This window comes from Hymenobacter armeniacus, assembly GCF_014699055.1.
GTDB lineage: Bacteria > Bacteroidota > Bacteroidia > Cytophagales > Hymenobacteraceae > Hymenobacter > Hymenobacter armeniacus.
Genome location: NZ_JACXAC010000004.1, coordinates 1 through 26,538, shown reverse-complemented (window position 1 = coordinate 26,538; position 26,538 = coordinate 1). Strand labels below are relative to the sequence as shown.

The following is a 26,538-nucleotide window of genomic DNA, read 5'->3' as shown; positions in this document are numbered from 1 at the left end:
AATTCACTTTGAAAATCAATGCGCTACACCCAAAACCATCCCCCAAAATATTGCCCCGATATAGCCTCGTTCGCCTGCATCAGCAGCTCCTAAAGACCTGCTTATCGGCCAGCGTAGCCGGCTGCCCCGGCCGTTTCGCTACACCGCCTCAATGGCCTGGATGCGCGCCTCAAACTCCTCGTTCGGCACCAGCGAGCGGTTTTTCACCCGCGTCTTATAAGTGTAAATCGTGTTGATGGAATAGCCCAGCATGCGGCTGATTTGCTCGCTGTCGGCAATGCCCAGGCGGATGAGGGCGAAGATGCGCAACTCGGCCGTCAGCAACTGGTCGTCGGCCAGCGTCAGGCGGTCTTCTTCCCGGAAAAGCGAGTTGAACTGGGCAATGAAATTGGGAAACAGCCGCAGGAACACTGTGTCGAAGCCCTTCAGCAGCTCGTTGCGCTCGGTTTTGATGTTCACGCCGTCGACCAGCTTTTGCAGGCCGGCGTACTGCTTGCTGCTCAGCAGGGCTTCCACGCGCTTTTTGAGGGTTTCGAGCTTGTCGATGTACTGCGAGTTGTTGTGGAAGTAGTAGCCGATGTACTCCTCCTTAATCTGGTTGGCTTCGTTGAGGCCGCTGTTGAGCTGGTGCAGCTCGTCGTTGCGCGCCCGCAGCTCGCGGTTGGCGGCGAAGACGAGTTGGTCGGCTTTGCGCAGCCGGCGCAGGGCCAGCGCACTCACCACCGCGAAGGCAATGACCACCCCGGCCAGCACCGTCATGATGATGGCGTATGTTTTCAGCGACTTGCGCTGGCTTTCGATGATGTTGATTTTCTGCCCTTCGATGACGGACGAGACGTGGCTGATTTCAAGCTGCCGCTGCCGGGCCTTGTAGAACGTGGCGTTTTCGCGGGCTTCGCGGATGAAAGCGTAGGCGTTTTTGAGGTCGCCGGTGCGGTAGCAATAGTCCGAGAGCTTGAAGATGGCCGTGGTTTCCTTGGTGGCCGATTTCACGTCGGCAATGGCCGATACGAGCAGCAACTCGAAGGCTTTTTCGGGCTGCCCGGCCTGCTCGTAGAGGTAGGCCGTGGTGCTGGCGCTCACGGCCAGTTGGTGCTGCGTGAGGCGCGGCAGCCGCCGAATCTCGGCATACGCGGCTGCCGCGGCTGCGAGGTCGTTGTTTTTCTGGGCCCGAAACTCTTGCACTTCCAGGCACTCGTAGGAGCCCGGGCGGCAGAGCTGCAGGGCGGTGTCGGCGTAGGCCAGGGCTTTGGCGTAGTAGGCCGGGCGGTAGGATTGGTCCTGGTTGAAATTGCCCAAATCACTGTAGGCCCGCGCTTTCAGAAAATAAAGGCTTTGCCGGTCAGGGCGCGTCAGGCGGCGCGCGTCGATGCTGTCCAGCGTTTCGAACGTCTCCTTGAACAAGCCCGACGACAGCAGCACGAAGGCCAGCTTGAGCTGCGCCACCTCAATTTTTTCGGGGTCGTGAAGGCGGTTGGCCAGCCGCCGCATTTTCTGGCAATACACAAAAGCCGAGTCGTATTTGAAGGCTTTGTATTCGTCGTAGATGCGCAGGGCCAGGTCGAACCGGGTGTTGTCGCTCACCTCAGCCGAGGCAAAATCGGCGGTGAGCACCGCAATGCGGTTCAGGCGCTGGCCGTCGTAGGTATTTTTCTGGGCCAGGGCGCGGTGCAGCTCCGTCAGCAGGCTGTCGTTGGGGCTGGCCTGGGCCCAGGCCGTCATCGGCACAACCCCCAGCACCCCCCAAAGAAAGAATAGAAGCTTCACCGGCGAGGACAGAGACCATAATAAGGGCAAGTGTCAAAAATAGCACCTATTGGGTGGCACGCGGCGCGTTCAGCTTTTTTCAAAAACAATTTGTAGCTTAAACGCAGTTGTGAAGGCCGGGCCTCCCCTCCGGCCGGGCGCGCCTGGTTGCAGGGTTCGGCGTTGAGCAGCGGCGTGTATTCATGCATGAGGCCACCGCTGGGTGCTTTCGGGGTTTTCGGCCCAACGGCCGCCCCGCCCACTCGTATGCACAAAGCCCGGGCCGGTGGGGCCGGTTTTTCTATCGAACTGTATTTCTGCTTTTTCTATGAATAACGAACCTGACCTGCCGCCCAGCCACGACGAGGCGCGCCGCAACTTCCTGAAACAGTCGTCGCTGCTCACGGCCGTGGCCCTGGTGCCAGCGCCCGTGGTGCAGGCTGCCACGGCCGAGCTGGACGAACGGGTGGCCGCGGCCATCGAAAAGGTGCCGCTGAAGCTGGAAATCAACGGCAAGAAATACAAGCTCGACGTGGAGCCCCGCACCACGCTGCTCGACCTGCTGCGCGAACAGCTCAACCTGACGGGCACCAAAAAAGGCTGCGACTACGGCCAGTGCGGCGCCTGCACCGTGCACGTCGACGGCCAGCGCGTGAACAGCTGCCTGAGCTTCGCGGTGATGCACGACGGCAAGAAAATCACGACCATCGAAGGCCTGGCCGACGGCGACAAGCTGCACCCCATGCAGGCCGCGTTTGTGAAGCACGACGGCTTTCAGTGCGGCTACTGCACGCCCGGCCAGATAATGAGCGCCGTGGCCTGCGTGCGCGAAGGCCACGCCGACTCGGAGGCCGAAATCCGGGAGTACATGAGCGGCAACATCTGCCGCTGCGGGGCTTACACCAACATCGTGGCGGCCATTCAGGAAGTGAAAAACGGAGGGCAAAAAGTATGAACCAGTTCCAGTACGTCCGCCCCAGCAAGCAGCAGGCCGCCATTGAGGCCGTGGCCAAAGACGCCAATGCCACCTTCATTGCCGGCGGCACCAACCTCGTCGACCTGATGAAGCGCGGCGTGATGGCCCCGCAAAAGCTGGTCGACATCAACCGCCTGCCCCTCACCCGAATTGACCACGACCCGGGCAAGCTGCGCATCGGCGCGCTGGCCCTGAACTCGGCCGTGGCCGACGACAAGCAGGTGCGCGAGCACCAGCCGCTGCTGGTGCAGGCCATCAACGCCGGGGCCTCGGCCCAGCTGCGCAACATGGCCACCACCGGCGGCAACATGCTGCAACGCACCCGCTGCCCCTACTTCTACGACACGGCCATGCCCTGCAACAAGCGCGAGCCCGGCACCGGCTGCGGCGCGCTGGAAGGCATCAACCGCATGCACGCCATCTTCGGCTTTTCGGACAAATGCATTGCCGTGCACCCGTCCGACATGAGCGTGGCCCTGGTGGCTCTCGACGCCACCGTGCTGGTGAGCGGCCCCCGCGGCGACCGCCGCATTGCCTTCGCCGACCTGCATCGCCTGCCCGGCGACACGCCCGAAAAAGACACCACGCTGGAACCCGGCGAGCTCATCACGGCCGTGGAGGTACCCGATAACCCGTTTACGAAGCACGTGAGCTACCACAAGGTGCGCGAGCGGGCGAGCTACGCCTTCGCGCTGGTGTCGGCGGCCGCGGCGCTGGACCTGGACGGCAGCACCATCAAAGCGGCGCGACTAGCCTTCGGCGGCGTGGCGCACAAGCCCTGGCGCCTCACGGCCGCCGAGCAGTTTCTGGTGGGCAAGCCGGCTACCGAAGAGACCTTTAAGCAGGCTGCAACTGTGGCCATGCAGGGCGCAAAAGCCTTCAAGCACAACGAATACAAGCTGCGCCTAGCGCCCAACACGCTGGTGCAGGCCCTTAAAAACGCAACGGCTGCCTGAGGTAGAGACGCAATATGTTGCGTCTCGTCGTCCGCGCCGCCAGCACACCTCTCGGGCGTAATCCAAGCGTCATCGCTCAACGACGAGACGCAACATATTGCGTCTCTACAGCTCTTTATCCAAACTATGAAACCACTAAGCAAGCAAATCGGCAGCACGCTGAACCGGGTAGACGGCCACCTGAAAGTGACCGGCGCGGCCACCTATTCGGCCGAGTACGAGTTGCCCGGCATGAGCTACGCCGTGCTGGTGGGCAGCACCATCGCCAAGGGCCGCATCAAGAGCATTGATGCCCGGGCGGCTGAAAAAGCGCCGGGCGTGCTGGCCGTCATCACCCATTTCAACTCGCCCAAGGTGCCGGGCTTCACGCCTACGGGCAAAGACCCCTCCCAGCCCCAAACGACGGGCGGCCGGCTCAAGGTGTTCAACGACGACAAGGTGCGCTTCAACGACCAGCCCATTGCCGTGGTGGTGGCCGACACGTTGGAGCGGGCCCGCTTCGCGGCGCGACTGGTGAAGGCCGAGTACGAGCAGGAGAAGCACGAAACCGACATGGCCGCGGGGCTAAGGCAGGCCTTTGTGCCCACGCAGGCCAAGAAGAACCCCAAATCGGGCGTGGCCGACTACGTGCGCGGCACCGCCGATGCCTACAAAACCGGCGCGGTCAAGCTCGAAGCCGAGTACGTGATTCCGACCGAGGTGCACCACCCCATGGAGTTGCAGGCCATTATAGCGCACTGGGAAGCGCCCGACCGCCTGACGATTTACGACAAAACGCAGGGCACCATGGCCACCCGCCGCGACTTCGCCAAAGAGTGGGGCTTGCCCGAGGAAAACGTGAAGGTCATTGCCACGTTTGTGGGCGGCGCCTTCGGCAATGCGCTGCACAGCTGGCCCCACGAGTCGGCGGCCATCATCGCGGCCCGCCAGGTAAAGCGGCCGGTGAAGCTGGTGCTCACCCGCGAGCAGATGACCACCATGGTGGGCTACCGTCCCCACACCTGGCAGAAAATCGGGATGAGTGCCTCGCCCGACGGCAAAATCACGGCCATCACCCACGAAGCCACGGGCCAAACCTCTAGCTACGAGGAGTTCACGGAGTCGACGGTGCAGCAGACGCGCATGATGTACACGGCGCCCAACGTGAACACCCGCTACCGCCTGGCAGCCCTCGACGTGAGCACGCCCATCTGGATGCGCGGGCCCGGCGAGGCCACCGGCGCGTTTGCGCTGGAATCGGCCATGGACGAAATGGCCCACCTGCTGAACCTCGACCCCCTGGAGTTCCGGCTGCGCAACTACACCGACAAGGACCCCGAAAACGGCAAGCCTTGGTCGAGCAAGTTTCTGAAGGAATGCTACCAGATGGGGGCCGAGCGCATTGGCTGGAGCAAGCGGCAGCTGAAGCCGGGCTCCTTGCGCGACGGCGACTGGCTGATTGGCTACGGCATGGGCGTGGGCACTTTTGGGGCGCACCGGGGCTCGTCGAAGGCCAACGTGCGGCTGCTGCCCAACGGCACCGTGGTACTGCAAAGCGCCGTGACCGACATTGGCCCCGGCACCGGCACGGCCATGACCCAGATTGCGGCCGACACGCTGGGCCTGCCGCCCGAGAAAATCCGGTTTGAGTGGGGCAACTCGGAGTTTGCGCCCGCGCCCACGCAGGGCGGCTCGGCCATTGTGAACACCGTGGGCCCGGCCGTGCAGGAAGCCTGCCTGGCCTTGAAAGAGAAGCTGCGCACGATGGCGGGCGCCAGCAACGCCGCCTTCGCTTCGGCCAGGAAAGAAGACGTTGTGTTCGCCGACAAATACCTGACGCTAAACGGAAACGATACCGCTCGCGCCAGTTACGCCGACCTGCTGAAGCAAACGGACGGCGGCTTTGTCACGGTGGAATCGAAACCCAACGGCGAGAACGGCCAGAAGTATTCCATGTACTCGTATTCGGTGCATTTTGCTGAGGTGCGAGTGAACCCGCTCACCGGCGAAGTGCGCGTGAGCAAGCTGGTGTCCTGCGCCGACGCGGGCACCATCGTGAACCAGAAAACGGCCGGCAACCAGATGAAGGGCGGCGCCGTGGGCGGCATCGGCATGGCCCTGATGGAGGCCACCCACATGGACGACCGTTTTGGCCGCTACGTAACCAAGGACCTGGCCGACTACCACGTGCCCGTGCAGGCCGACGCCCCCGCCGTGGAGGTGCTGTTTGTGAACCAGCCCGACCCGCACGTGAACGCGCTGGGCACCAAAGGCATCGGCGAAATTGCCATCATCGGCGTGGCCCCGGCCATTGCCAACGCGGTGTTCAACGCGACGGGCAAGCGGGTGCGGGAGTTGCCCATCACGCCCGACAAGCTGGTGTAGAAGCGTACCCCCAAGCTGTGCTTGGGCGCGGCCGGCATTATTGTAGGTCGTTTGCCGGGCCCACGCACAGCTTGGGGGTACTCATTTTGGGGAGGGGCCGCTTGCTTTTCGGACCGCAACTGCGTCATTTGTGCAAACGTTTCCGCAACCGCTCACCTCGTCCGCTTTTCATGGCAACTTTCTCGCTTCGCCGGCCCACCCACGTCCTGCTTTTAATTTGTCTCAGCTTGCTCTGCCACGTAGCGGGCGCGCAGGAAATCAAGTCGCCCAACGGCCAGCTGCGGCTGACGTTTGCGCTGCAAAACGACGGCGTGCCCACCTACCGCCTCAGCTACAAGGGCCGGGACGTCATTAAAACCAGCAAGCTGGGGCTGGACCTGAAAAACGCCACCGCCCTCACCAGCGGCTTTGCCGTGGCCGACACCAAGCAGCGCAGCTTCGACGAAAGCTGGCAGCCGGTGTGGGGCGAAGTGAAAACCATTCGCAACCACTACAACGAACTGGCCGTGACGCTCACTCAGACCGCCACCAACCGCAGCATTCGGGTACGCTTCCGGGTGTTCGATGACGGCCTGGGCTTCCGCTACGAGTTTCCGCGCCAGCCCAAGCTCGACTACTTCACCATCAAGGAAGAGCGCACGCAGTTTGCCCTGGCCGGCGACCACAAGGCCTTCTGGATTCCGGGCGACTACGACACCCAGGAGTACAGCACCGTGACCTCGAAGCTCTCGGAAGTGCGCGGCAAAATGAAAGCGGCCGTGACGCCCAACGCCTCGCAAACCACCTTCTCCCCCACCGGCGTGCAGACGCCGCTCATGCTCAAAAGCCAGGACGGGCTCTACATCAACATCCACGAGGCGGCGCTGATTGACTATTCCTGCATGCACCTCGACCTGGACGACAAGAACTTTGTGCTGGAGTCGCACCTCACGCCCGACGCCGTGGGCGACAAGGGTCTGATTCAGACGCCAGCGCTTTCGCCCTGGCGCACGGTCATTGTGAGCGATAAAGCGGGCGACATTCTGGAATCGAAGCTGGTGCTGAACCTGAACGAGCCCACCAAATTCAAGGACGTGAGCTGGATTAAGCCGGTGAAATACGTGGGCGTGTGGTGGGAGATGATTACGGGCAAAAGCACGTGGTCGTACACCAACATGGACAACATCAAGCTTGACTCGGTGGACTACAAAACCGTGAAGCCCAACGGCACGCACGGCGCCACCACGGCCCACGTGAAGGAGTACATCGACTTCGCGGCGTTGCACGGCTTCGACGCGGTGCTGGTGGAAGGCTGGAACACCGGCTGGGAAGACTGGTTTGGCAAGCACAAAGACTACGTGTTCGACTTCGTGACGCCCTACCCCGATTTCAACGTGCAGGAGCTGCAGCAGTACGCGGCCAGCAAAAACGTCAAAATCATCATGCACCACGAGACCAGCGGCTCGGTGCGCAACTACGAGCGCCACCTCGAGGACGCCTTCGACTTCATGAACAAAAACGGCTACAACGCCGTGAAAACCGGCTACGTGGGCGACATCGTGCCGCTGGGCCACCACCACTACGACCAGTGGCTGATTAACCACTACAACTACGTGCTGGAAAAAGCCGCCGAGCATAAAATTATGGTGAACGGCCACGAAGCCGTGCGCCCCACCGGCCTGGCCCGCACCTACCCCAACCTCATCGGCAACGAGGCGGCCCGCGGCACCGAGTACGAAGCCTTCGGCGGCAGCAACCCCGACCACACCACCATCCTGCCCTTCACCCGCCTCATCGGCGGGCCGATGGACTACACGCCCGGCATCTTCCAGACGCAAATCAGCGCCATCAACCCACAGAACAAGTCGTTCGTGCACAGCACCCTGGTGCGCCAAATGGCCCTGTACGTGACCATGTACTCGCCCCTGCAAATGGCCGCCGACCTGCCCGAAAACTACAACAAGCACCTCGACGCGTTCCAATTCATCAAGGACGTGGCCGTGGACTGGGACGACTCGAAAGTGCTCGAAGCCGAGCCCGGCGACTACATCACCATTGCCCGCAAGGCCAAGGGCAAGAGCAGCTGGTTTATCGGCAGCACCAACGACGAAAACGGCCGCACATCGAACATCAACTTCAGCTTCCTCGACCCCGGCAAAAAGTACATGGCCACCATCTACGCCGACGCCAAGGACGCCCACTACGAGAAGAACCCCCAGGCCTACACCATTCGCAAAATGAATGTGACGCGCAAATCCAAGCTGACGCAGTATTGCGCGCCGGGCGGCGGCTACGCCATCAGCGTGGTGGAAGCCGGCCGCTAAACCGGCGGGCCGCTTTATCTGGCCGAACCCCTACATTTGGGCCCCTGGCACGCGCCAGGGGCCCAAATGCGTTATGGCCCTTTCCGAAGGCGCTGTGAAGTAGTCGTTTTTGACGAAATTCAACGGCTCAATCCTTTTCCGTTTCGCTGCATGTCCGTGGTTTTCTCCCGCTTTGCCGTGTGGCGGGCCAGCTTGCTGGTCCTGGTTGCGAGCGTGCTGCTGGCCGGGTGCCAGGCCCCGGAGCACGGCAAAACCTACCGGGTGGGCTTTTCGCAGTGCACAGGCGGCGACTTGTGGCGCCAAACCATGCTCAGCGGCATGCGGCGCGAGCTGTCGCTGCACCCGGAGCTGGAGCTGGTGTACCGCGACGCCGGCAACGACACCCAGCGCCAGATTGAGCAGATTCGGCAGCTGCAGGCCGAGCACATCGACCTGCTCATCGTGTCGCCCAACGAGTCGGCCCCGATTTCGGCGGCGGTGGACAGCCTGTTTCGGCAGGGCACGCCGGTGGTGGTGCTCGACCGCAAAATCACTTCTGATTCCTACAACACCTACATCGGCGGCAACAACACCGAGATTGGCCGCATGGCCGGCGAGTGGGCGGCCAAGGCCCTCGGCGGGCGCGGCCGCGTGGTGGAAGTATGGGGCCGGCAAAGCTCCTCGCCGGCGCAGGAGCGGCACCAGGGCTTCGTGGCGGCGCTGGCCAAATTTCCCGGGGTGCAGATAACGGAGCAGCTGCGCGGGCAATGGGAAAAGGACACCGCCAAAGCCGTGGCCGCCGCCCACCTGGCCGCCCTGCAAACCGCTGATTTGGTGTTTGCCCACAACGACGTGATGGCGCAGGGCGTGCGCGAAGTGTGCCGCCAGCACGGCCTGCCCGGCCCGCGCCTGTTTGCCGGCATCGACGGGCTGCCGGGGCCGCGGGGCGGCCTGCAGATGGTGCTTGATGGCACGCTCACGGCTACCTTCCTCTACCCCACCGGCGGCGAGGAAGCCATTCGGGTGGCGGCGCGCATTCTGGGGGGCAAGGCCGTGCGGCGCGAGTATGCGCTCAGCTCCTTCCAGATTGACCGCTCCAACGTGCAGGCCCTCAAGGCCCAGAGCGACAAGCTGACCGACCAGCAGCGCAATATCGAGCAGCTCAATAGCCGCATTGGCCTGCTGAATAACACCTACGCCACGCAGCGCAACACGCTCATCATCACGCTTATTTGCCTGGCGGTGGCCGTGGCGCTGGGCGTGTGGGCCTACTACCTGATGCGCCAGAAGCTGGCCGTGAACAAGAAGCTGCGCCAGCGCAACCGCCAGATTATTGAGCAGAAAAGCAAGCTGGAGGAAGCCACCGAGAAAGCCCGCCAGGCCACCGAGGAAAAGCTGCGTTTCTATTCCTACATCTCGCACGAGCTGAAAACGCCGCTGAGCTTGATTCTGACCCCGGCCGAAGACCTGCTGAGCCAGAAGGCCATGTCGCAGCGCGACATCCGGGCCGGGCTGGGGCTGGTGCGCAAAAACGCTCACCGCCTGCTGCGCCTCGTGAACCAGATGCTGGATTTGCGCAAGCTCGACGCCGGCAAGCTGGCCCTGCAGGCCGCCGAGCAGGACGTGGTGGCCTTCGTGCGCGAAATCTTTGAGGACTTCCGGCAGCAGGCCCAGCACCACCGCATCGACCTGCAGTTTACGGCCAGCGTGCCCGCGCTGCCGCTGTGGTTCGACGAGCACAAGTTGGACAAGATTCTGTTCAACCTGCTGTCCAACGCCTTCAAGTACACGCCCGACGGCGGCTTTATCCACGGCAGCTTGTGCGTGGCCGAGGGCCAGGTGCACATTGCCCTAGCCGACAGCGGCGCCGGCATGAGCCCCGAGGAACAGGAGCGCGCCTTCGACCTCTTCTACAGCGGGCAGAAGAAGTATAGCCTGGGCGCGGGCCTGGGCATGGCGCTGTCGCGCGAGTTTGCCCACCTGCACCACGGACAGCTGGCAGTGCAGTCGGCGGTGGGCGCGGGCACCACCTTCACGCTCCGCCTGCCCTTGGGCGACGCCCACCTCGGCCCCGACGAGCGCCTGACCGAGCTGGCCCAGCACCAGGCCCGCCAGCGCGCTTACGTGGACGAGCCCCGCCTGCCCGCCCCGGCCAACGTCCCCGCCGCCGAGCCGGCCGCCGACCGCATCACCGTCCTGCTCATCGAAGACAACGCCGAGCTGCGCAACTACTTGGTGGACAAGCTGGGCGCTGAGTTTGCCGTGACGGCCTGCGAAAGCGCCGAGGACGGCTGGCGCGCCCTGCTCGAAACCGTGCCCGACCTGATGGTGTGCGACGTGATGCTGCCCGGCAACAGTGGGTTTGTCCTCACTCAGCAAGTGAAGGCCGACTTCCGCACCAGCCACATTCCGGTGGTGCTGCTCACGGCCAAGGGCCAGATTCAGGACAAGATTGAGGGCAGCAAGGCCGGCGCCGACGCTTACCTGACCAAGCCCTTCAGCACCGACTACCTGGTGCAAACGGTGAAAACGCTGTTTGCGAACCGGGCCAAGGTGCAGCGGCGCTTCAGCTCGTCGTTTTTGTTTGCGGGCGAGAACACCAGCGAAAAGCAATTCCTGAACGAGCTCACGGCCATCATCGAGGCCAATTATGCCGACCCGGAGTTCAGCGTGGAGCAGCTGGCGCAGGCGCTGGCCATGTCGCGGGTGCAGCTTTACCGCAAGGTGCAGGCCCTGCTGCAAACCAACGTGACCGATTACATCACCGACGTGCGCCTGAACAAAGCCAAGGTCTTGCTGCGCGACTCATCCCAAACGATTGCGGAAATCGCCTTCGCCACTGGCTTCAACTCGGCCTCCTACTTCTCGACCCTGTTCCGGCAACGATTGCAGCAGACCCCGAGCGAGTACCGGCGCCCCGTCAAGACCGACGCCGTTTCTTAAAAAGCGGGTAACAATTTTTAAAATTCGCTCGTCCGACTTAACCATAAATCACTGTTATTTTGACTATTGCGATTTTATTCGCTTTTGAAAGCATTTGAATCAAATTCAGACGCCCCAGGGCTAGCGGCCCGGATACTTTTGGCTCATTCAATTCCCAGCCAACCTATCCACGCTAGCCCGATGAGTCGTACCCGCAGCCTCTTTTTCTGGTCCATCACCGCCGCCCTGGGCGGCTTCCTGTTCGGCTTCGACACGGCCGTTATCTCGGGCGTCGAGCAGACGCTGCAGGACTACTGGCACCTCAACCCCTTTCAGCAGGGGCTCACGGTTTCCATCGCCTTGTTCGGCACCATCCTGGGCTCGATGTTCGGCGGCTTCCCGGCCGACCGCCTCGGGCGCCGCAAGACGTTGTTCTGGATTGCGCTGGCGTACTTCTTCTCGGCTCTGGGCACGGCCCTGGCCCACGACTGGAGCCTGTTCCTGGTGTTCCGCTTCCTGGGCGGCGTGGGCGTAGGCGCCTCCTCGGTGGCCGCGCCGCTCTACATTACGGAGATTGCGCCGGCCGAAACCCGCGGCAAGATGGTGGCCATGTTCCAGTTCAACATCGTGTTCGGCATCCTCGTGGCCTACCTGTCGAACTACCTGCTGCGCGACCTGGGCCCCAACGCCTGGCGCTGGATGCTGGGCGTGCAGGCCGCCCCGGCCGCGGTGTTCCTTGTCACCGTCCTCAACATCCCGGAAAGCCCGCGCTGGTTGCTGCTCAAGCGCGGCTTGGTGGAGGAAGCCCGGCGCATCTTCGCCATCATCAACCCCGCCACGGCCGACCAGACCATTGAAAACTTGCTGGTTTCGCAGAGTGCCGCTCTCACCGAGGCCCAGCCGCGCCTGTTTTCGGGCCAGTACCGGCGGCCCGTCACGCTGGCCGTGCTGTTTGCCATTTTCAACCAGGTGTCGGGCATCAACGCCATCATCTACTACGCCCCGCGCATTTTCGAAATGACGGGTTTGGGCAAAAGCTCGGCTCTGCTATCCTCGGCCGGCATCGGGCTGATAAACCTGGTATTCACGCTGTTGGCCCTGCAGGTTATCGACCGGTTTGGCCGGCGCAAGCTCATGCTGGTGGGCTCCGTCGGGCTGATTGCCACGCTGGGGCTGGTGGCACGGGCCTTCTACACGCAGGACTTTGCGGGCTTTACGGTGCCGGCGCTGCTGTTCGTGTACATCGCCTTCTTCGCCTTCTCGCAGGGCGCCGTGATTTGGGTGTTCATCTCCGAAATTTTCCCCAACGAAGTGCGGGCCAGCGGCCAGGCCCTGGGCAGCCTCACGCACTGGCTGATGGCGGCCGTGGTGGCCTTCAGCTTCCCGTCGGTGGCGGCCTACCTGGGGGGAGGCATGGTGTTCCTCTTCTTCTCGGCTATGATGGTGCTTCAGCTGCTTTTCGCCTGGAAAGTGATGCCCGAAACCAAAGGCACTTCACTGGAAAAAGTGGAGCGCGCGGTGTTTGCGCACTAGCCGCCGTCATGCAGAGCGCAGCGAAGCATCTCGCGTGCCGCCACTAATCCAATCGATTGAATTACTACCACATGCGAGATGCTTCGCTGCGCTCTGCATGACGACCTGAAATCAGCCTGAAAAAACCAATTTCCAATGGACCATTCCATCATTTGTTTCGGCGAGATGCTGTGGGACGTGCTGCCCACCGGCAAGCAGCCCGGCGGGGCGCCCATGAACGTGGCCGTGCACCTGCGCAACCTGGGCCTGCAGCCGCGCATCGTGAGCCGCGTGGGCGACGACCAGCTGGGCCAGGAGCTGCTGGCCTTCGTGGAAACCCAGGGCCTGAGCACCGACCTCATTCAGCGCGGCCACTCCCACCTCACGGGCGTGGTGAAGGCCAACGTGGGCGACCGCAACGAGGTGGTGTACAAGATAGTGCAGCCCGTGGCCTGGGACTACATTCAGTACGACGAGGCCACCGAGGCCGCCGTGGACCAGGCCGACGTCTTTGTATACGGCAGCCTGGCCGCCCGCAGCCCCACCACGGCCGACACGCTGTTTCGGCTGCTGGAGCGGGCGCCGCTGCGGGTGTTCGACGTGAACCTGCGCGCCCCGCACTACGACCAGCCCACCCTGGAGCGCCTGCTCGCCACGGCCGACCTCGTGAAGCTCAACCACCACGAGCTGGACCTGCTGGCCGGCTGGTACGAAGCCCCCGAAGACCTGGAAATGGCCATGCTGAACCTGGCCCGCCGCTACGCCCTCCAAACCCTGTGCGTGACCTGCGGCGAGCAGGGCGCGGTGCTCTACACCGGCGGCGAATTCTTCCGCAGCCCCGGCTTTCCGGTGGAAGTGAAGGACACCATTGGCAGCGGCGATTCCTTTCTGGCGGCCCTGCTGCGCGGCCTGCTGCAGCACGACGCCCCCGCCGAGGCCCTGCGCTTTGCCTGCGCGGCCGGCGCGGTGGTGGCCACCCACCAGGGCGCCACGCCGCCCCTGCGCGAACACGACATCCGGGCGCTGATGGCGCAACCCGTGACCCTTTAAAACAAACACCTCCAAATTCCCACACTCATGAAAAACGTATACTTCTCCCTGCTGCTGTGGCTGGGATTGATTCTCACCGCCGCCGCGCAAGGCACCGTTCCGGTTAGCGGGCGCGTGACGGCCGCCGACGGCAGCGGCCTGCCCGGCGTGACGGTGCTCGAAAAAGGCACCAACAACGGCACCACGTCCGATGTCAGCGGCGCGTACTCGCTGGGCGTGCAGCCCAATGCCACGCTCGTGTTTTCATCGATAGGCATGAAAACCCAGGAGGTGCCGGCCACCACCGGCAGCCCGCTCAACCTCACCCTGGCCGCCGACACGCGCGCGCTGGACGAGGTGGTGGTGGTGGGCTACCAAACCAAGCGCAAGGCCGATTTGACCGGTTCCATTGCCGTGCTCGACGTGAGCCAGGCGCTGAAGGAAACCAACGCCAACCTGCTCACCAGCATCCAGGGGCGCCTGCCCGGCGTGACGGTTTCGACCGACGGCGCGCCCGGCTCCAACACCAGCATCAACATTCGCGGCCTGGGCAGCATCAACAACAACTCGCCGCTGTACGTGGTGGACGGCGTGCCCGCGCCGAACATCGACGGCCTGAATCCATTTGACATTGAGACGTTTCAGGTGCTGAAAGACGCGGCGGCGGCTTCCATTTACGGGGCGCGCTCCAGCAACGGCGTGATTCTGATTACGACCAAGCGGGGCAAGTCGCAGAAGGTGCAGGTGACCTTGGATGCCTACTACGGCACCAAAACTCGCCGCAACCACCTCGACATGCTCAACGCCCAGCAGTACGGCGACGTGCTGTTTCAGGGCCTGAAAAACGACGGCCTGCCCCAGCGCGACGACGTGTACGGCGCCGGCCCCAACGCCGTGGTGCCGCAGTTTCTGGACGATGCCAAGACCATTCCGGCCGGCGACGTGGACTACCAGAAGGAGGTGTACCGCCCCGCCCAGAACCAAAACTACAACGTGGGCATCAGCAAGGCCAGCGAGCAGTCGACCTTCTTCCTGGGCCTGAACTACAACCGCGAGGAAGGCCTGGCCAAGTACACCGATTTCCAACGCATTACGGCCCGCGTGAACACGAGCTTCAACCTGGCCGACCGCCTGACGGTGGGCGAAAACCTGTTGGTGTCCAACTTCAGCCGGGTAGATAACCCTGAGGGCCGCACCCTGGAATCCATTCTGTATCAGAACCCCATCATTCCGCTGTATGACAACGCGGGCAACTTTGGCGGGCCGGTGAAGAACCTGGGCGACCGCCTCAGCCCGCTGGGGCAGCTGTACCGGGCCCGCGACAACCGCAAGAACACCTGGCGAACCTTCGGCAACGTGTTTGCCAATCTGAAGCTGGTGAAGGGCCTGACCTGGAACAACTCGGTGGGCGTGGACGCCAACTTCTTCCGCTTCAAAAACTTCGAGCCGCGCTTCACCGAAGGCCGCTTCGTGACGACCGACAACTTCCTGACCGAGTCGCAGTTCCAGGCCCTCAACACCATCTACACCAGCACGCTGAACTACAACTGGACCAGCGGCAAGCACAGCGTGCAGGCCCTGCTGGGCTACGAGCGCATTCACAACCGCTTCGAGGCCTTCGACGCCCGCGCCAAGGGCTTCTTCCTCGAAACGCCCGATTTCCGCTACCTCGACGCGGGCAGCACCGTGCAGAGCGCCCACGGCGGCGGGGCCGAAAACGCCCTGATTTCGCAGTTTGCGCGCCTGGATTATGGTTTCCGCGAAACCTATCTGCTGTCGGCCACGGTGCGGCGCGATGCCTCCTCGCGCTTCGGGCCCGCCAACCGCCACGCCGTGTTTCCGGCCTTCTCGGCGGCCTGGCGTGCCATTAATGAGTCGTTTTTGAAAGACAACGGCTACCTCACGGACCTGAAATTCCGCGCCTCGTGGGGCCGCAACGGCAACCAGGAAATCGGCGACTACACGGCCGCCACGTTCTATGCCTCGCGCCCCGACTTCTCGAACTACGACCTGGCCGGCGGCAACGGCGCGGCCCGCTTGGGCTTCATCACCACCCAGATTGGCAACCAGAACATCAAGTGGGAAACGGCCGAGCAGCTCAACTTCGGCATCGACCTCGGCGCGCTCGATAATCGCCTGACGTTGACCGCCGACTACTTCGTGAAGAACACCAAAGACCTGCTGGTGAACCCCGTGCTGCTGGCCACCTACGGCGAGGGCGCGGCCCCGTTCATCAACGCCGGCAGCGTGCGCAACCGCGGCCTGGAAATGATACTGAGCTACCGCAGCAAGGCCGAAAACGCCTTCCAGTACGGAGCCGATTTCAACTTCACCCGCATCCGCAACGAAGTCATCGCCCTGGGCGAGGACGGCAAGAGCGAAATCATCGGCGGGGTGTCGCGCATTGCGCCAGGCCAGCCGCTGGGCGCCTTCTACGGCTACGTGGCCGACGGCCTGTTCCGCACCGCCGAGGAGGTAACGGCCCACGCCGACCAGCCCGGAAAGGCCATCGGCCGCATCCGCTACAAGGACCTGAACGGCGACGGCGTGGTGGACGTGAAGGACCGGCAGTACATCGGCAGCCCCTTCCCCAACTACACCCTGGGCCTGAACCTGACGGCCGGCTACAAGGGCTTCGATTTGGCCGCGTTCTGGGACGCTTCGGTGGGCAACGACATCTACGACTTCAACAAGTCGAACACCGATTTCCTGTACTTCAACTCCAACCACGGCACGGGCCTGCTCACGGCTTTCTCGGCCCAGAACCCCGATTCCAACATTCCGGCCCTCACCACCATCAACACCAACGACGAGCTGCGGGCGTCGAGCTACTTCATCAGCAAGGGCAGCTACCTGCGGCTGAAGTCGCTGGTGCTGGGCTACTCGCTGCCGCAGTCGCTGACCGGCAAACTCAGCGGGCTGTCGCGGGTGCGCTTCTACGTGCAAGGCCAGAACCTGCTCAATTTCACCTCCTTCAAAGGCCTCGACTACGAGGTGCTGAACGGCGGCACGCTCGAAACCGGCGTGCTGCGCCAAACCGCCTACCCGCACTCCAAGTCGCTGACGGTGGGCGCCAATGTCACTTTCTAACCCTCCTGCTTCAGTTGTCAGTTGCTCGTTGTCAGTTGTCCGTCAGGCTTAAACAACGGTCCTGACAACTGACAACGAGCAACTAACAACCATCTTAAATCCCGCCCACGACCATGAAAAAGATAGTAATGTGCCTGCTGCTGGCCTGCGCCGCGACGGCTTGCAAAGAAGACATCCTGGAGCAATACCCCAAAGGCTCGCTCAGCTCCGGCGACCTGAGCAACAAAACCGCCGCCGAGGCGCTGGTGGTGGCCTCCTACGCCCTGCTCGACGGCGTGTACAACGGCCCGATTGAAACGATTTTCAACCCCGCCTCCAACTGGAGCTACTCCGACGTGCGCTCCGACGACGCCTACAAAGGCGGCGGCGGCACCGGCGACCTGGGCGAGCTCAACAGCCTGGAGCTGGGCATCATCGCACCCGACAACTCGCTGATTGAGCGCAAGTGGCGCGCCCTGTACTTTGCCGTGGCCCGCTGCAACAAGGCCCTGAAATCGTTGAACAGCGTGCCCGACGCCGGCTTCCCCGAGAAGGCCACCCGCATTGCCGAGGTGCGCGTGCTGCGCGCCCACTACTACTTCGAGCTGAAGCGCCACTTCTACACCTTCCCCTACCTCGACGAGAGCGTGGTGGAAGGCCAGGAAGGCAAGGTGGCCAACACGCTGACTTCGGAACAGCTCTGGCAAAAAATCACCGACGACCTGACGGCCGCCGCGCTGGTGCTGCCGCCCACCCAAACCGACCTGGGCCGCGTGAACAAGTTCGTGGCCTATGCCTACCTGGCCAAGGTGAACCTCTACCAGCGCAAGTGGGCCGAAACCATCACGGCCGCCGACCAGGTCATCAACTCCGGCCAGTACCGCCTGCAAGCCAACCTCGAAGCCTTGTACTCAGACCCCAACGTGGAGCATGGCGGCGAGAACATTTTTGCGGTAGAAACCACTGTGACCGACGGCTCCACCACCAGCGGCCTGCTGAACTGGGGCGACCTGCTGACCTCGCCTCCCGGCCCGGCCTACGGCGGCGGCGACCATTTCCACCGCCCCAGCCAGAACCTGGTGAACGCCTTCAAAGTGGACGCCAACGGCCTGCCGCTGCTCGACACGTTCAACAATTCCGACCTGTCGCCCAGCGCCACCACCGTGCCCGTCGACCCGCGCCTCGACCACGCCATCGGCCGGCCCGGCATCACCTGGAAGGACTTCCGCGGCGAGGTGTACGGCAACAACTGGATTCGCGAAGGCGCCACCTACGGGCCTTACTCGAAGAAGAAAAACATCATTTATGTGAACTCGCCGCTGCGGGCCGCGCAGGGCTTCCCGTGGGCGCTGGGCGCGCTCAACTTCCCGCTCATCAAGTATTCGGACCTGCTGCTGTGGAAGGCCGAGGCGCTGATTGAATCGGGCGGCAACTTGGAGGACGCCCGCGCCCTCATCAACCAGATTCGCACCCGCGCCGCCAACACCCCGCCCGTGCTCACGCTCAACGGCGCCGCCCCGGCCGCCACCTACCGCATCGGCACCTACCCCACCGCCGGCTGGACGCAGGCCTACGCTCGCAAAGCCCTGCGCATGGAGCGCCGCCTGGAGCTATGCATGGAAGGCCACCGCTTCTACGACCTGGTGCGCTACGGCGACGCCGCCGCGACCCTCACCACCTACGCCCAGCAGGAAACGCCCAAGCGGCCCTTTCTATCAGCCTTCCGCTTCACGGCCAATAAAAACGAGTACCTGCCCATCCCGCAGAACGAAATCGACCGCAGCGGCGGCGTGCTGACGCAGAACCAGTTTTATCGGTAAGTGCTGGCGGGCGCCTCACCCCCTGCCCCCCTCTCCTCAGGGAGAGGGGACACCGGTCTTGCTCCTGCCGAATTCGTCAGGCTCCCCTCTCCCTGAGGAGAGGGGCCGGGGGTGAGGCGCCCCACTGCGCCCAACACCACCAACCCAACCCCAAAAAAAGCGAGGCGCCTGCTCCCTGGGTGGGACTAGCAGACCCCGGGCCATGCATCATGGTGAGAACCGAAGTGGCGGGAACCGCTTCCGTTTGATGCGCCGCTCCAGCGGCACCCGGAGTCGGGAGCAGCGCTTCGCTTATGGAACTTTGGCCAGTCGGCCACCCTGATTTTTTCTAATATCGCGCATGAAAAACCTCCTGCTGCTAACGGGCTTTTTGCTGACGTTGCCGGTCCTGGCCCAGGGCCAGACGCCCGCCCCGGCGGCCACCCCGCAGTACCGGCCCAGCTTCCATTTCACGCCGGCGGCGAAGTGGATGAACGACCCCAACGGCATGGTGTTCTACCAGGGCGAGTACCACTTGTTTTTCCAGCACTACCCGGCCGGCGACGTGTGGGGGCCCATGCACTGGGGCCACGCCACCAGCAAGGACCTGGTGCGCTGGCAGCCGCAACCCATTGCCCTCTACCCCGATAGCCTGGGCTACATTTTCTCGGGCTCGGCCGTGGTGGATGCGCAGAACACCTCCGGCTTCGGCAAGAACGGGCAGGTGCCGCTGGTGGCCATTTTCACCCACCACGACCCCAAGGGCGAGAAAGCCGGCACCCGCACCTTCCAGAACCAGAGTCTGGCCTACAGCCTCGACGCCGGCAAAACCTGGACGAAATACGCCGGCAACCCGGTGCTGAAAAACCCCGGCATTCAGGACTTTCGCGACCCCAAGGTGAGCTGGCACGCGCCCAGCAAGCGCTGGGTGATGACGCTGGCCACCAAGGACCGCATCACCTTCTTTGCTTCGCCCAACCTGAAGGACTGGACCAAGCTCAGCGAGTTTGGGGAGAAGCTGGGCGGCCACGGCGGCGTGTGGGAATGCCCCGATTTGTTTCCACTGACGCTGGACGGCAAAACGCACTGGGTGCTGCTCATCAGCATCAACCCCGGCGGGCCGCAGGGCGGCTCGGCCACGCAGTATTTCGTGGGCGACTTCGATGGCAAAACCTTCACGCCCAGCAACACCCGCACCCGCTGGATAGACTACGGCCGCGACAACTACGCCGGCGTGACCTGGGGCAACACCGGCGCTCGGCGCATCTTCCTGGGCTGGATGAACAACTGGGACTACGCTACCACCGTGCCCACCGCCCCCTGGCGCAGCGCCATGACCGTGCCGCGCGAGCTGAGCCTGCGTCGCGTGGGCAACGACATCAGCCTCGTGCAGCAGCCCGTGGCCGAGCTCGCCGCCCGCGAGAAAACGGTCTTCGCCGTGAGCGCCAAAACCGTGGCCAAGACCTACGAAGTGCCCTACAAAGGCACGGCTTATGACCTGACCCTGGACCTCAAACCCGGCACCGCCCGCACCCTGACCCTGAACGTGCTGCAAAGCGCCGGCGAAACCACCGCCCTGCGCTACGACGTGGCCCAGCAAACCCTCATCCTGGACCGGACCAAATCCGGCAACGTGGCCTTCAACCCCAAGTTTTCCAGCGCCGAAACCATGAAAGTGCCCCTGGCCAACGGCCGCCTGAAGCTGCGCGTGCTGGTGGACAAGGCCTCGGTGGAAGTCTTCGCCCAGGACGGCGCCCACGTCCTCACCGACGTGGTTTTTCCAACCAAACAAGAAGGCCGCATTTCCCTGGTGGCCGAGGGCGGCGCGGCCGAAATCACGAGCTTGAAAATCAACACGCTCTAACCCGAAACCTCCTTTCCATGACGGCTTTTCTGAAACTACTGGCCCGCACCACGCTACCGGTGCTGCTGGCCACGCTGGGCGCGCACGCCCAATCCGACACGCTGGCGCACTGGTCGTTCGACAACGTGCAGGGCAAGCGTATCGTCGAGCGGGTGTCGCAGCAGGCGTACCCGTCGCCCACTTTCCGCCCGGCGCTGGATGCGGTGGTGGGCGCCCGCGGCGCGGCCGTGCGCACCGATGGGTATTCGGTGTGGTTCACAGGAGCTTTGCCGACGAACATTCTGTCCGATTCGCTTACACTCACGGCCTGGCTGGCGCTGGAATCTTACCCCGTGAAGCCGGCCGCCATCTGGGCGCACCGCGACCCGACCACCGGCCAGGGCCTGGCCCTGAGCGTGGACGAGTTTGGTCGGCTGGTGGCCGAAGTGTCGGCCGGCAGCGCCCGCGAGCGGTTCGTGACCACCCAGCTACTGGCCCACAACCAGTGGCAGCAAGTCACCCTGACGATGAACACCCAGCATGGCCGCCTGAGCCTCTACCGCAACGGCCAGCTGCTGCAGGTCTTCACCTTCGCGCCCGGCCCGGTGGGCTGGCAGCCCACCACCGTTTTCCTGGGTAAATACCCGCGCACCGAGCGGGTGGGCGACTTCGACACCAACGTGCTGAACGGCGTGCTCGACGACGTGGCGCTGCTGCGCCGGCCGCTGACGGCCACGCAGGTGGCGCAGGCGTACCGGGCGCCGGCCGCGGCGCCGGATTTGCGCATTCCGGCCAGCCGCTTTGCCGGCGACTACCTGCGGCCCCGCTACCACCCCAGCCCGGCCGCCAACTGGTGCAACGAGGCCCACGGCCTGGTGTACCACAACGGCTATTACCACTTGTTCTACCAGCGCAACGCCAACGGGCCGTACTGGGGCAATTTGAACTGGGGCCACCTGCGCAGCCGCGACCTGCTGGCCTGGGAAGAACTGCCGGTGGCCCTGTGGCCCACACCCAATTCCTTCGACCAGGTGGGCATCTGGTCGGGCCACGTGGTGGTGAACAACGGCACGCCCACCATCGTCTACACCGGCGTGGATGGCGTGAAGGCCGGCATCGGCACGGCCACGCCCGATGCCCCGCTGCTAAACTGGCAAAAGCTGCCGCAGAACCCGCTCGTGACCGGAGCGCCGGCCAGCGTGCCCAACCGCGACTTCCGCGACCCCTACGTTTTCCGCGACGGCAACGGGTGGAAGATGCTAGTGGGTTCGGGGCTGGCGAGCCCGGCGGATGCCGGCACGGCGTTTTTGTACCAGTCGGCCGACTTGGTGAGTTGGCAGTTCGTGGGGCAATTATTCACCGGCGACCCGGCGCTGGATAACTCGGGTATTTTCTGGGAAATGCCCGTTTTTTGGGATTTTGGCACTAAGCGCCTGCTGCTGGTGAACAAGGTGCCGCAGGGCTCCAACCCGGCGCGGGCGCTGTATTGGCTGGGCGACTTTGCCAACAACCAGTTCACGCCCGACCAGCAGTACACCCGCAACCTCGACGTGGTGAATGCGCTGCTCTCGCCCGCCGTGAACACCGACGCGGCCGGCAACGTGACGGCCATCGGCGTCATCCCCGACCAGGTGCCCGGCACCAAGGCGTACACCAACGGCTACGCCCACGTCTTCGGCCTGCCCCGCACCTGGACCCTCCAAAACGGCGCCCTCTACCAAGCCCCACACCCCAACCTGACCCAGCTGCGCGGCGCCGCCACCAGCTTCAGCAACGTGAACCTGACCGCCACGGGCCGCAACTTCCTGGGCACGGTCAGCGGCTGGCAGCTGGAGCTGCGCGCCACCGTGCAGCCCGGCGCCACCACCCAGCAAGTGGGGTTTGTGCTGGGCAAAAGCGCGAGCGGCAACGAGCAGACGCGCATTTCCTACGACTACCAGACGCGCCAGGTGGTGGTCGACCGCAGCGCCTCCTCCACCAATCCCAACACGCCGTACGACGTCATTACCGAGTTTCTGGACCTGCCCACCGGCCAGCCCGCCGAGTGGCGCATCTTCATCGACGGCTCGGCCGTGGAGGTGTTTATTAATGGTCGCTACGCCTTTGCCACGCGCATGTACCCAGCCAGCGCCAACAGCAACGCCGTGGACATGTTCGTGCGCGGCGGCAACGCCACCCTTACCTCGGCCCAGGTCTGGGCGCTGAACATCCCGGCCGTGGTGAGCAGCACCCAGCCCGCCAAAGCCGCCGAGTCGCAGCTCGACACCTTTCCCAACCCCACCACCGGCACCGTGTTGCTGGCCACGCAGGCGCGCCGCGCCGGTCAGCTGCGCGGCGAAGTGCTCGGCCTCGATGGCCGGGTACACCACCGCTTTGCGCTGCCCGTGGCGGCCGGCAGTTCCACCACGGCGCTGCAGTTGCCATCGCAGCTAGCCGCCGGCCTCTACGTGCTGCGCTACCGGTTTGATGGCGGGGCGACGCAGACCCGGAAAATCATGCTCAACCGCTAGCGGGGAAGGCACACTGAATAGTTAATCCGCCAAAAAAGCCGCCACCTCGCCCGAGTACGTGAGCGTGAGCCGGTGCATGGCCCGGGTGCAGGCCACGTAAAGCATGCTCTTGTCGACTTCCGTTTTATAAGTGCGGGCCGCGGCAAACGGCACGATGACCTCATCAAACTCCAGCCCTTTGGCCAAGTGCGCCGTGGTGATAACGACGCCTTCCTTAAAGGTAGTAGACTCGTCGGTGAGCAAATGCACGCCGGAACCTTGCAGCGCCGCGTGCGCCTGCTCAGCCTGCCGCAGCGTTTTGCAAATGATGCCCAGCGACTGGTTGCCGGAGCCCGCAAAATCCTGCAGCAGCCGTTGAATGGCTTGCAGCTCTTCGGCTTGGCTATGGAAGCGCAGCACCGCGGGTGCCGGCCCGTGCCGCTCCAGCGGAATGATGTTAGGATTGGGCGTGATGCGCTGGGCGAAGGCCGTAATTTCCATCGTGGAGCGGTAGCTGCGATAGAGCCGCACCACTTCCGCCTGCGGAAACACGCGCTCGATGGTTTCGGCCGAGGAAGCGCTGTAGGGGTTCACCGTCTGGCTCACGTCGCCGAGAATGGTTTTGCGGCAGCTGAACAGCCGCGACAGCACCGCGTACTGCACAGGCGTGTAGTCCTGCATCTCGTCCACCAGCAAGTGCTTCACGTGGTCGTAAGTCGCAAGGCCTTCCAGCCGGATGCGCAGGTAAATCAGCGGGAATACGTCGGCGTACTCCAGATTCCGCCCAGGCTCGTGCCGGAATAGCTCGGGCCGGCCCACCCAGCGGTAAAAATCTCGGTAGAATTCCAACGCACTGGCAAACTTGAACATGCGCGGAATGGCTTCGCCGATGGTATTCTTCTCGCCGCCGGTGAGCTTACGCTTAGCAACGTCGCGTACGTGGTCGCGCACGTCCTGGGCCACCAGCGGAAAACGCTTCAATAGCGGCACCCGATGATACGCTTTGAACCGACCCTGAATGAACGCCTGCGGCACCCGCGTGCTGCCCACCCGCAGCTCGGTGGGCGCGAAGTAGTGGTTCTCGACGTGCAGCAGGTACTGGTTTAGCTGGCTCAGAAACTCAAACGACGCCTTGAATTGAATGCGCTCAATGAACGCCGGGTGGTGGTTTTCGAGCAGCGCCGACACCTGCTCGAAAAAGGTCTGGAAGCCGAACTGGCTGCCCAGCAGGTCGGCCGCCAGCTCTTCCATGCCCAGCTCGGGGAGGTGCTCCTCGCCCAGTTCGGGCAGCACGTTGGAAATGTAGTCGGCAAACACCTTGTTAGGTGAAATGATGAGGACGTCTTTGGCCCGAATGCTCTCGCGGTAGCGATACAGCAAAAAGGCGATGCGGTGCAGCGCAATGGACGTTTTGCCCGAGCCAGCCACGCCCTGAATGACCATCACCGGCGCGGTTTCGTTGCGAATCACCGCGTTCTGGTCGCGCTGAATGGTCGCGACGATGTTCTTCATCTTGTCGTCCGACGACTTGGCCAGCTCGCGCTGCAGCACGTCGTCGTGAATGTTCACGCCGCTGTCGAGCATGAACTCCATGCGGCCGTCGCGAATCTTGTACTGCCGCTTCAATCCAATATGGCCCTCAATAATGCCGGATGGCGTTTGGTATGAAGCCGGCCCCAGCTCGAAATCATAGAACATCGACGAGATGGGCGCCCGCCAATCAAAAATCAACCCTTTGCGCTGGCGCTCGTCCAGAAACGAATGCACGCCGATGTACACCGGCGTGGCCTCCTTGCTGCCGCGCGCTGTGAAGTCGATGCGGCCGAAATAGGGCGACTGCGCCAGCTTCAGCAGCCGGCGCTTGCGCCCCACCGCCGCCTCCCCCGTGAAAGCCATGCGGTTGATAGACTGGTCGGCGGCCACCATGTCGGCCTCGTCCATGCCCGACTGGTGCTCGTGGATGTACTGCTTTTTCTCGCGCAGCTCTTCTGAATGCTGCCGCACGGCCTCATCGCCGCGCCGGATGGCCAGCGTCAGCTTCTCCTTTATTTCTTCCAGATATTCTCTCTCTTCCTGCTCTGTTGCGTTCATCCCGGGCGGCACTTGCTAAATGGAGTGCAAAGGTGCTGGCAAATTTCCGCTGCACGCCTAAGTTCTGCTCTCGAGCCAGACGCCGCCATTACCATGCATGTAACGCCCAAGTAGCGCACCCATCTCCCATAGCACCTTTGCCTCATCACCAGTTTGTCCACCATGCCGCCTCCCTTTTCCCTTCAGCCGTCCTTAGAAACCGATACCCTGCAACTGCTGCCCTTGCAGCCAGCCGATTTCGCCGCGCTGTATGCCGTGGCCGCCGACCCCGCCATCTGGGCCCAGCACCCCAACCGCGACCGGTGGCAGCAGCCCGTGTTCGCTACCTTCTTCGAAGGCGCGTTGCGCAGCGGCGGCGCATTCAAGGTAGTAGCTAAGGCCACGGGCGCCGTGCTGGGAAGCACCCGCATCTACGACTACCAGCGCGAGGACAACAGCATTTTCATCGGCTACACCTTCTATGGCACCCGGCACTGGGGCAAAGGCATCAATTCGGCCGTCAAGGCACTCCTGTTAAATTACCTATTTCAATTCGTCGAAACAGTGCGTTTCCACATCGGGGCCGGCAATGTGCGCTCACAAGTCGCCATTCAGCGGCTGGGAGCCACCAAGGTAGCCGAGCAGGAAGTGGCCTATTTCGGCGAGTCTCCCAAGCTGAACTTTGTATATGAGATAATTAAGTCCTCTTGGACCCAAAGAAACCAACCCACGGTCCCAACCCCGCAGCCCAGCATCTGCTGAACTTACCATCCCAGTTCACAGTCATCTACCGTTAAGTAAGCATTTGAACATTAGTATCAAGAACCCCACGTTTCCAGTGAGCAGCTTTCAGCTTCATCGGCGCTCCGCATTGAGGGCTCACCCCAGCACAAAGCCTACTATGTTCAGCTTCGCAAAGCGCGCCAGGACTTAAGGAACTGCTAACAACGCTTGAAGCCCCAAAAAAATATCAAATACCGCCCCAAACATACTTTGCTGCCTACCAATAAATTGCAGCTATCCTTGAGTAGAAAATCAGTGAGGCAACAAATTTTTTTACGCTATGACCTTGCAGACTAAAAAACTCCTGGTACCTTTGCACTCCCAATCACGAAAGACGCTTCGGACGGAAGCGAAAAAGATTAGGAAACGCGAACTAAAAAGAGTGCCACCTCTGTTAATCGCCCGGCTTGAAACAAGCAGGCAGGAGACGAAGAAAGCCACTTAGCTATACCATGGGTGTAGCAACAATGTCAGTCCAATTGGGGCTAGCACACGTTCTTTGAATGACTGGAAAAGACAAATGGTAAGGTTTGTTCTACACACGTAAAACAAACCGACAACAGACGTAACATTGAATTAAGCTCGTTAAAACGGGTCGGATTCGCACTCGACATCAGCCCGGGTTCGCCTGGGTGTAGACATTTTTACAATGGAGAGTTTGATCTTGGCTCAGGATGAACGCTAGCGGCAGGCCTAAT

14 protein-coding genes are annotated in these 26,538 nt (G+C 62.8%); 12 read left to right on the top strand and 2 right to left on the bottom strand.

The window, feature by feature from the left end:
* Positions 1-138: 138 nt before the first annotated feature.
* Entirely contained in the window at positions 139-1,740 is a 1,602-nt protein-coding gene (locus tag IC234_RS11670; RefSeq protein WP_190924747.1) for a DUF6377 domain-containing protein, read from the bottom strand.
* 334 nt (positions 1,741-2,074) lie between these two features.
* On the opposite strand from IC234_RS11670, the gene IC234_RS11665 reads away from it, so the two are divergent.
* From IC234_RS11665 to IC234_RS11615, 11 genes are all read left to right on the top strand, one after another.
* A complete protein-coding gene (locus IC234_RS11665; protein WP_223827641.1) occupies positions 2,075-2,701 on the top strand; it encodes a (2Fe-2S)-binding protein in 627 nt (208 codons plus the stop codon).
* Positions 2,698-3,678 carry an FAD binding domain-containing protein gene (locus tag IC234_RS11660; RefSeq protein ID WP_190924746.1) on the top strand — a complete coding sequence of 327 codons (981 nt, stop codon included), beginning with the start codon at positions 2,698-2,700 and terminating at the stop codon, positions 3,676-3,678. The genes IC234_RS11665 and IC234_RS11660 overlap by 4 nt, the downstream gene beginning before the upstream one ends.
* 126 nt (positions 3,679-3,804) lie before the next feature.
* Positions 3,805-6,042, top strand: a complete 2,238-nt coding sequence (locus tag IC234_RS11655) for a xanthine dehydrogenase family protein molybdopterin-binding subunit (RefSeq protein WP_190924745.1) — start codon at positions 3,805-3,807, stop codon at positions 6,040-6,042.
* Positions 6,043-6,212: 170 nt separating this feature from the next.
* Positions 6,213-8,345, top strand: a complete 2,133-nt coding sequence (locus IC234_RS11650) for a glycoside hydrolase family 97 protein (protein WP_190924744.1) — start codon at positions 6,213-6,215, stop codon at positions 8,343-8,345.
* Positions 8,346-8,495: 150 nt separating this feature from the next.
* A complete protein-coding gene (locus IC234_RS11645; RefSeq protein ID WP_190924743.1) occupies positions 8,496-11,267 on the top strand; it encodes a substrate-binding domain-containing protein in 2,772 nt (923 codons plus the stop codon).
* A 180-nt stretch (positions 11,268-11,447) separates the two neighbouring features.
* Positions 11,448-12,779, top strand: a complete 1,332-nt coding sequence (locus tag IC234_RS11640; protein WP_190924742.1) for a sugar porter family MFS transporter — start codon at positions 11,448-11,450, stop codon at positions 12,777-12,779.
* A gap of 135 nt (positions 12,780-12,914) precedes the next feature.
* Positions 12,915-13,808 (top strand): carbohydrate kinase family protein, encoded by an 894-nt coding sequence (locus tag IC234_RS11635; protein ID WP_190924740.1) that lies wholly within the window; start codon positions 12,915-12,917, stop codon positions 13,806-13,808.
* 27 nt (positions 13,809-13,835) lie between these two features.
* Positions 13,836-16,877, top strand: coding sequence for a SusC/RagA family TonB-linked outer membrane protein (locus IC234_RS11630; RefSeq protein ID WP_190924737.1), 3,042 nt, complete (start codon positions 13,836-13,838; stop codon positions 16,875-16,877).
* Positions 16,878-16,990: 113 nt separating this feature from the next.
* The gene (locus tag IC234_RS11625) at positions 16,991-18,676 is read left to right on the top strand and encodes a RagB/SusD family nutrient uptake outer membrane protein (RefSeq protein ID WP_190924735.1); all 1,686 of its coding nucleotides are present in this window, start codon (positions 16,991-16,993) and stop codon (positions 18,674-18,676) included.
* Between the two features lie 340 nt (positions 18,677-19,016).
* Positions 19,017-20,519, top strand: a complete 1,503-nt coding sequence (locus IC234_RS11620; RefSeq protein ID WP_190924733.1) for a glycoside hydrolase family 32 protein — start codon at positions 19,017-19,019, stop codon at positions 20,517-20,519.
* Positions 20,520-20,536: 17 nt separating this feature from the next.
* Complete coding sequence (locus IC234_RS11615) at positions 20,537-23,008, top strand: GH32 C-terminal domain-containing protein (protein WP_190924730.1); 2,472 nt, start codon at positions 20,537-20,539, stop codon at positions 23,006-23,008.
* A 21-nt stretch (positions 23,009-23,029) separates the two neighbouring features.
* On the opposite strand, the gene IC234_RS11610 is transcribed toward IC234_RS11615, so the two are convergent.
* Positions 23,030-25,078, bottom strand: a complete 2,049-nt coding sequence (locus IC234_RS11610) for a HelD family protein (RefSeq protein WP_190924728.1) — start codon at positions 25,076-25,078, stop codon at positions 23,030-23,032.
* 162 nt (positions 25,079-25,240) lie between these two features.
* Between IC234_RS11610 and IC234_RS11605 the strand changes: the two genes are divergently transcribed.
* Positions 25,241-25,819, top strand: coding sequence for a GNAT family N-acetyltransferase (locus IC234_RS11605; RefSeq protein ID WP_190924725.1), 579 nt, complete (start codon positions 25,241-25,243; stop codon positions 25,817-25,819).
* Positions 25,820-26,538: the final 719 nt, after the last annotated feature.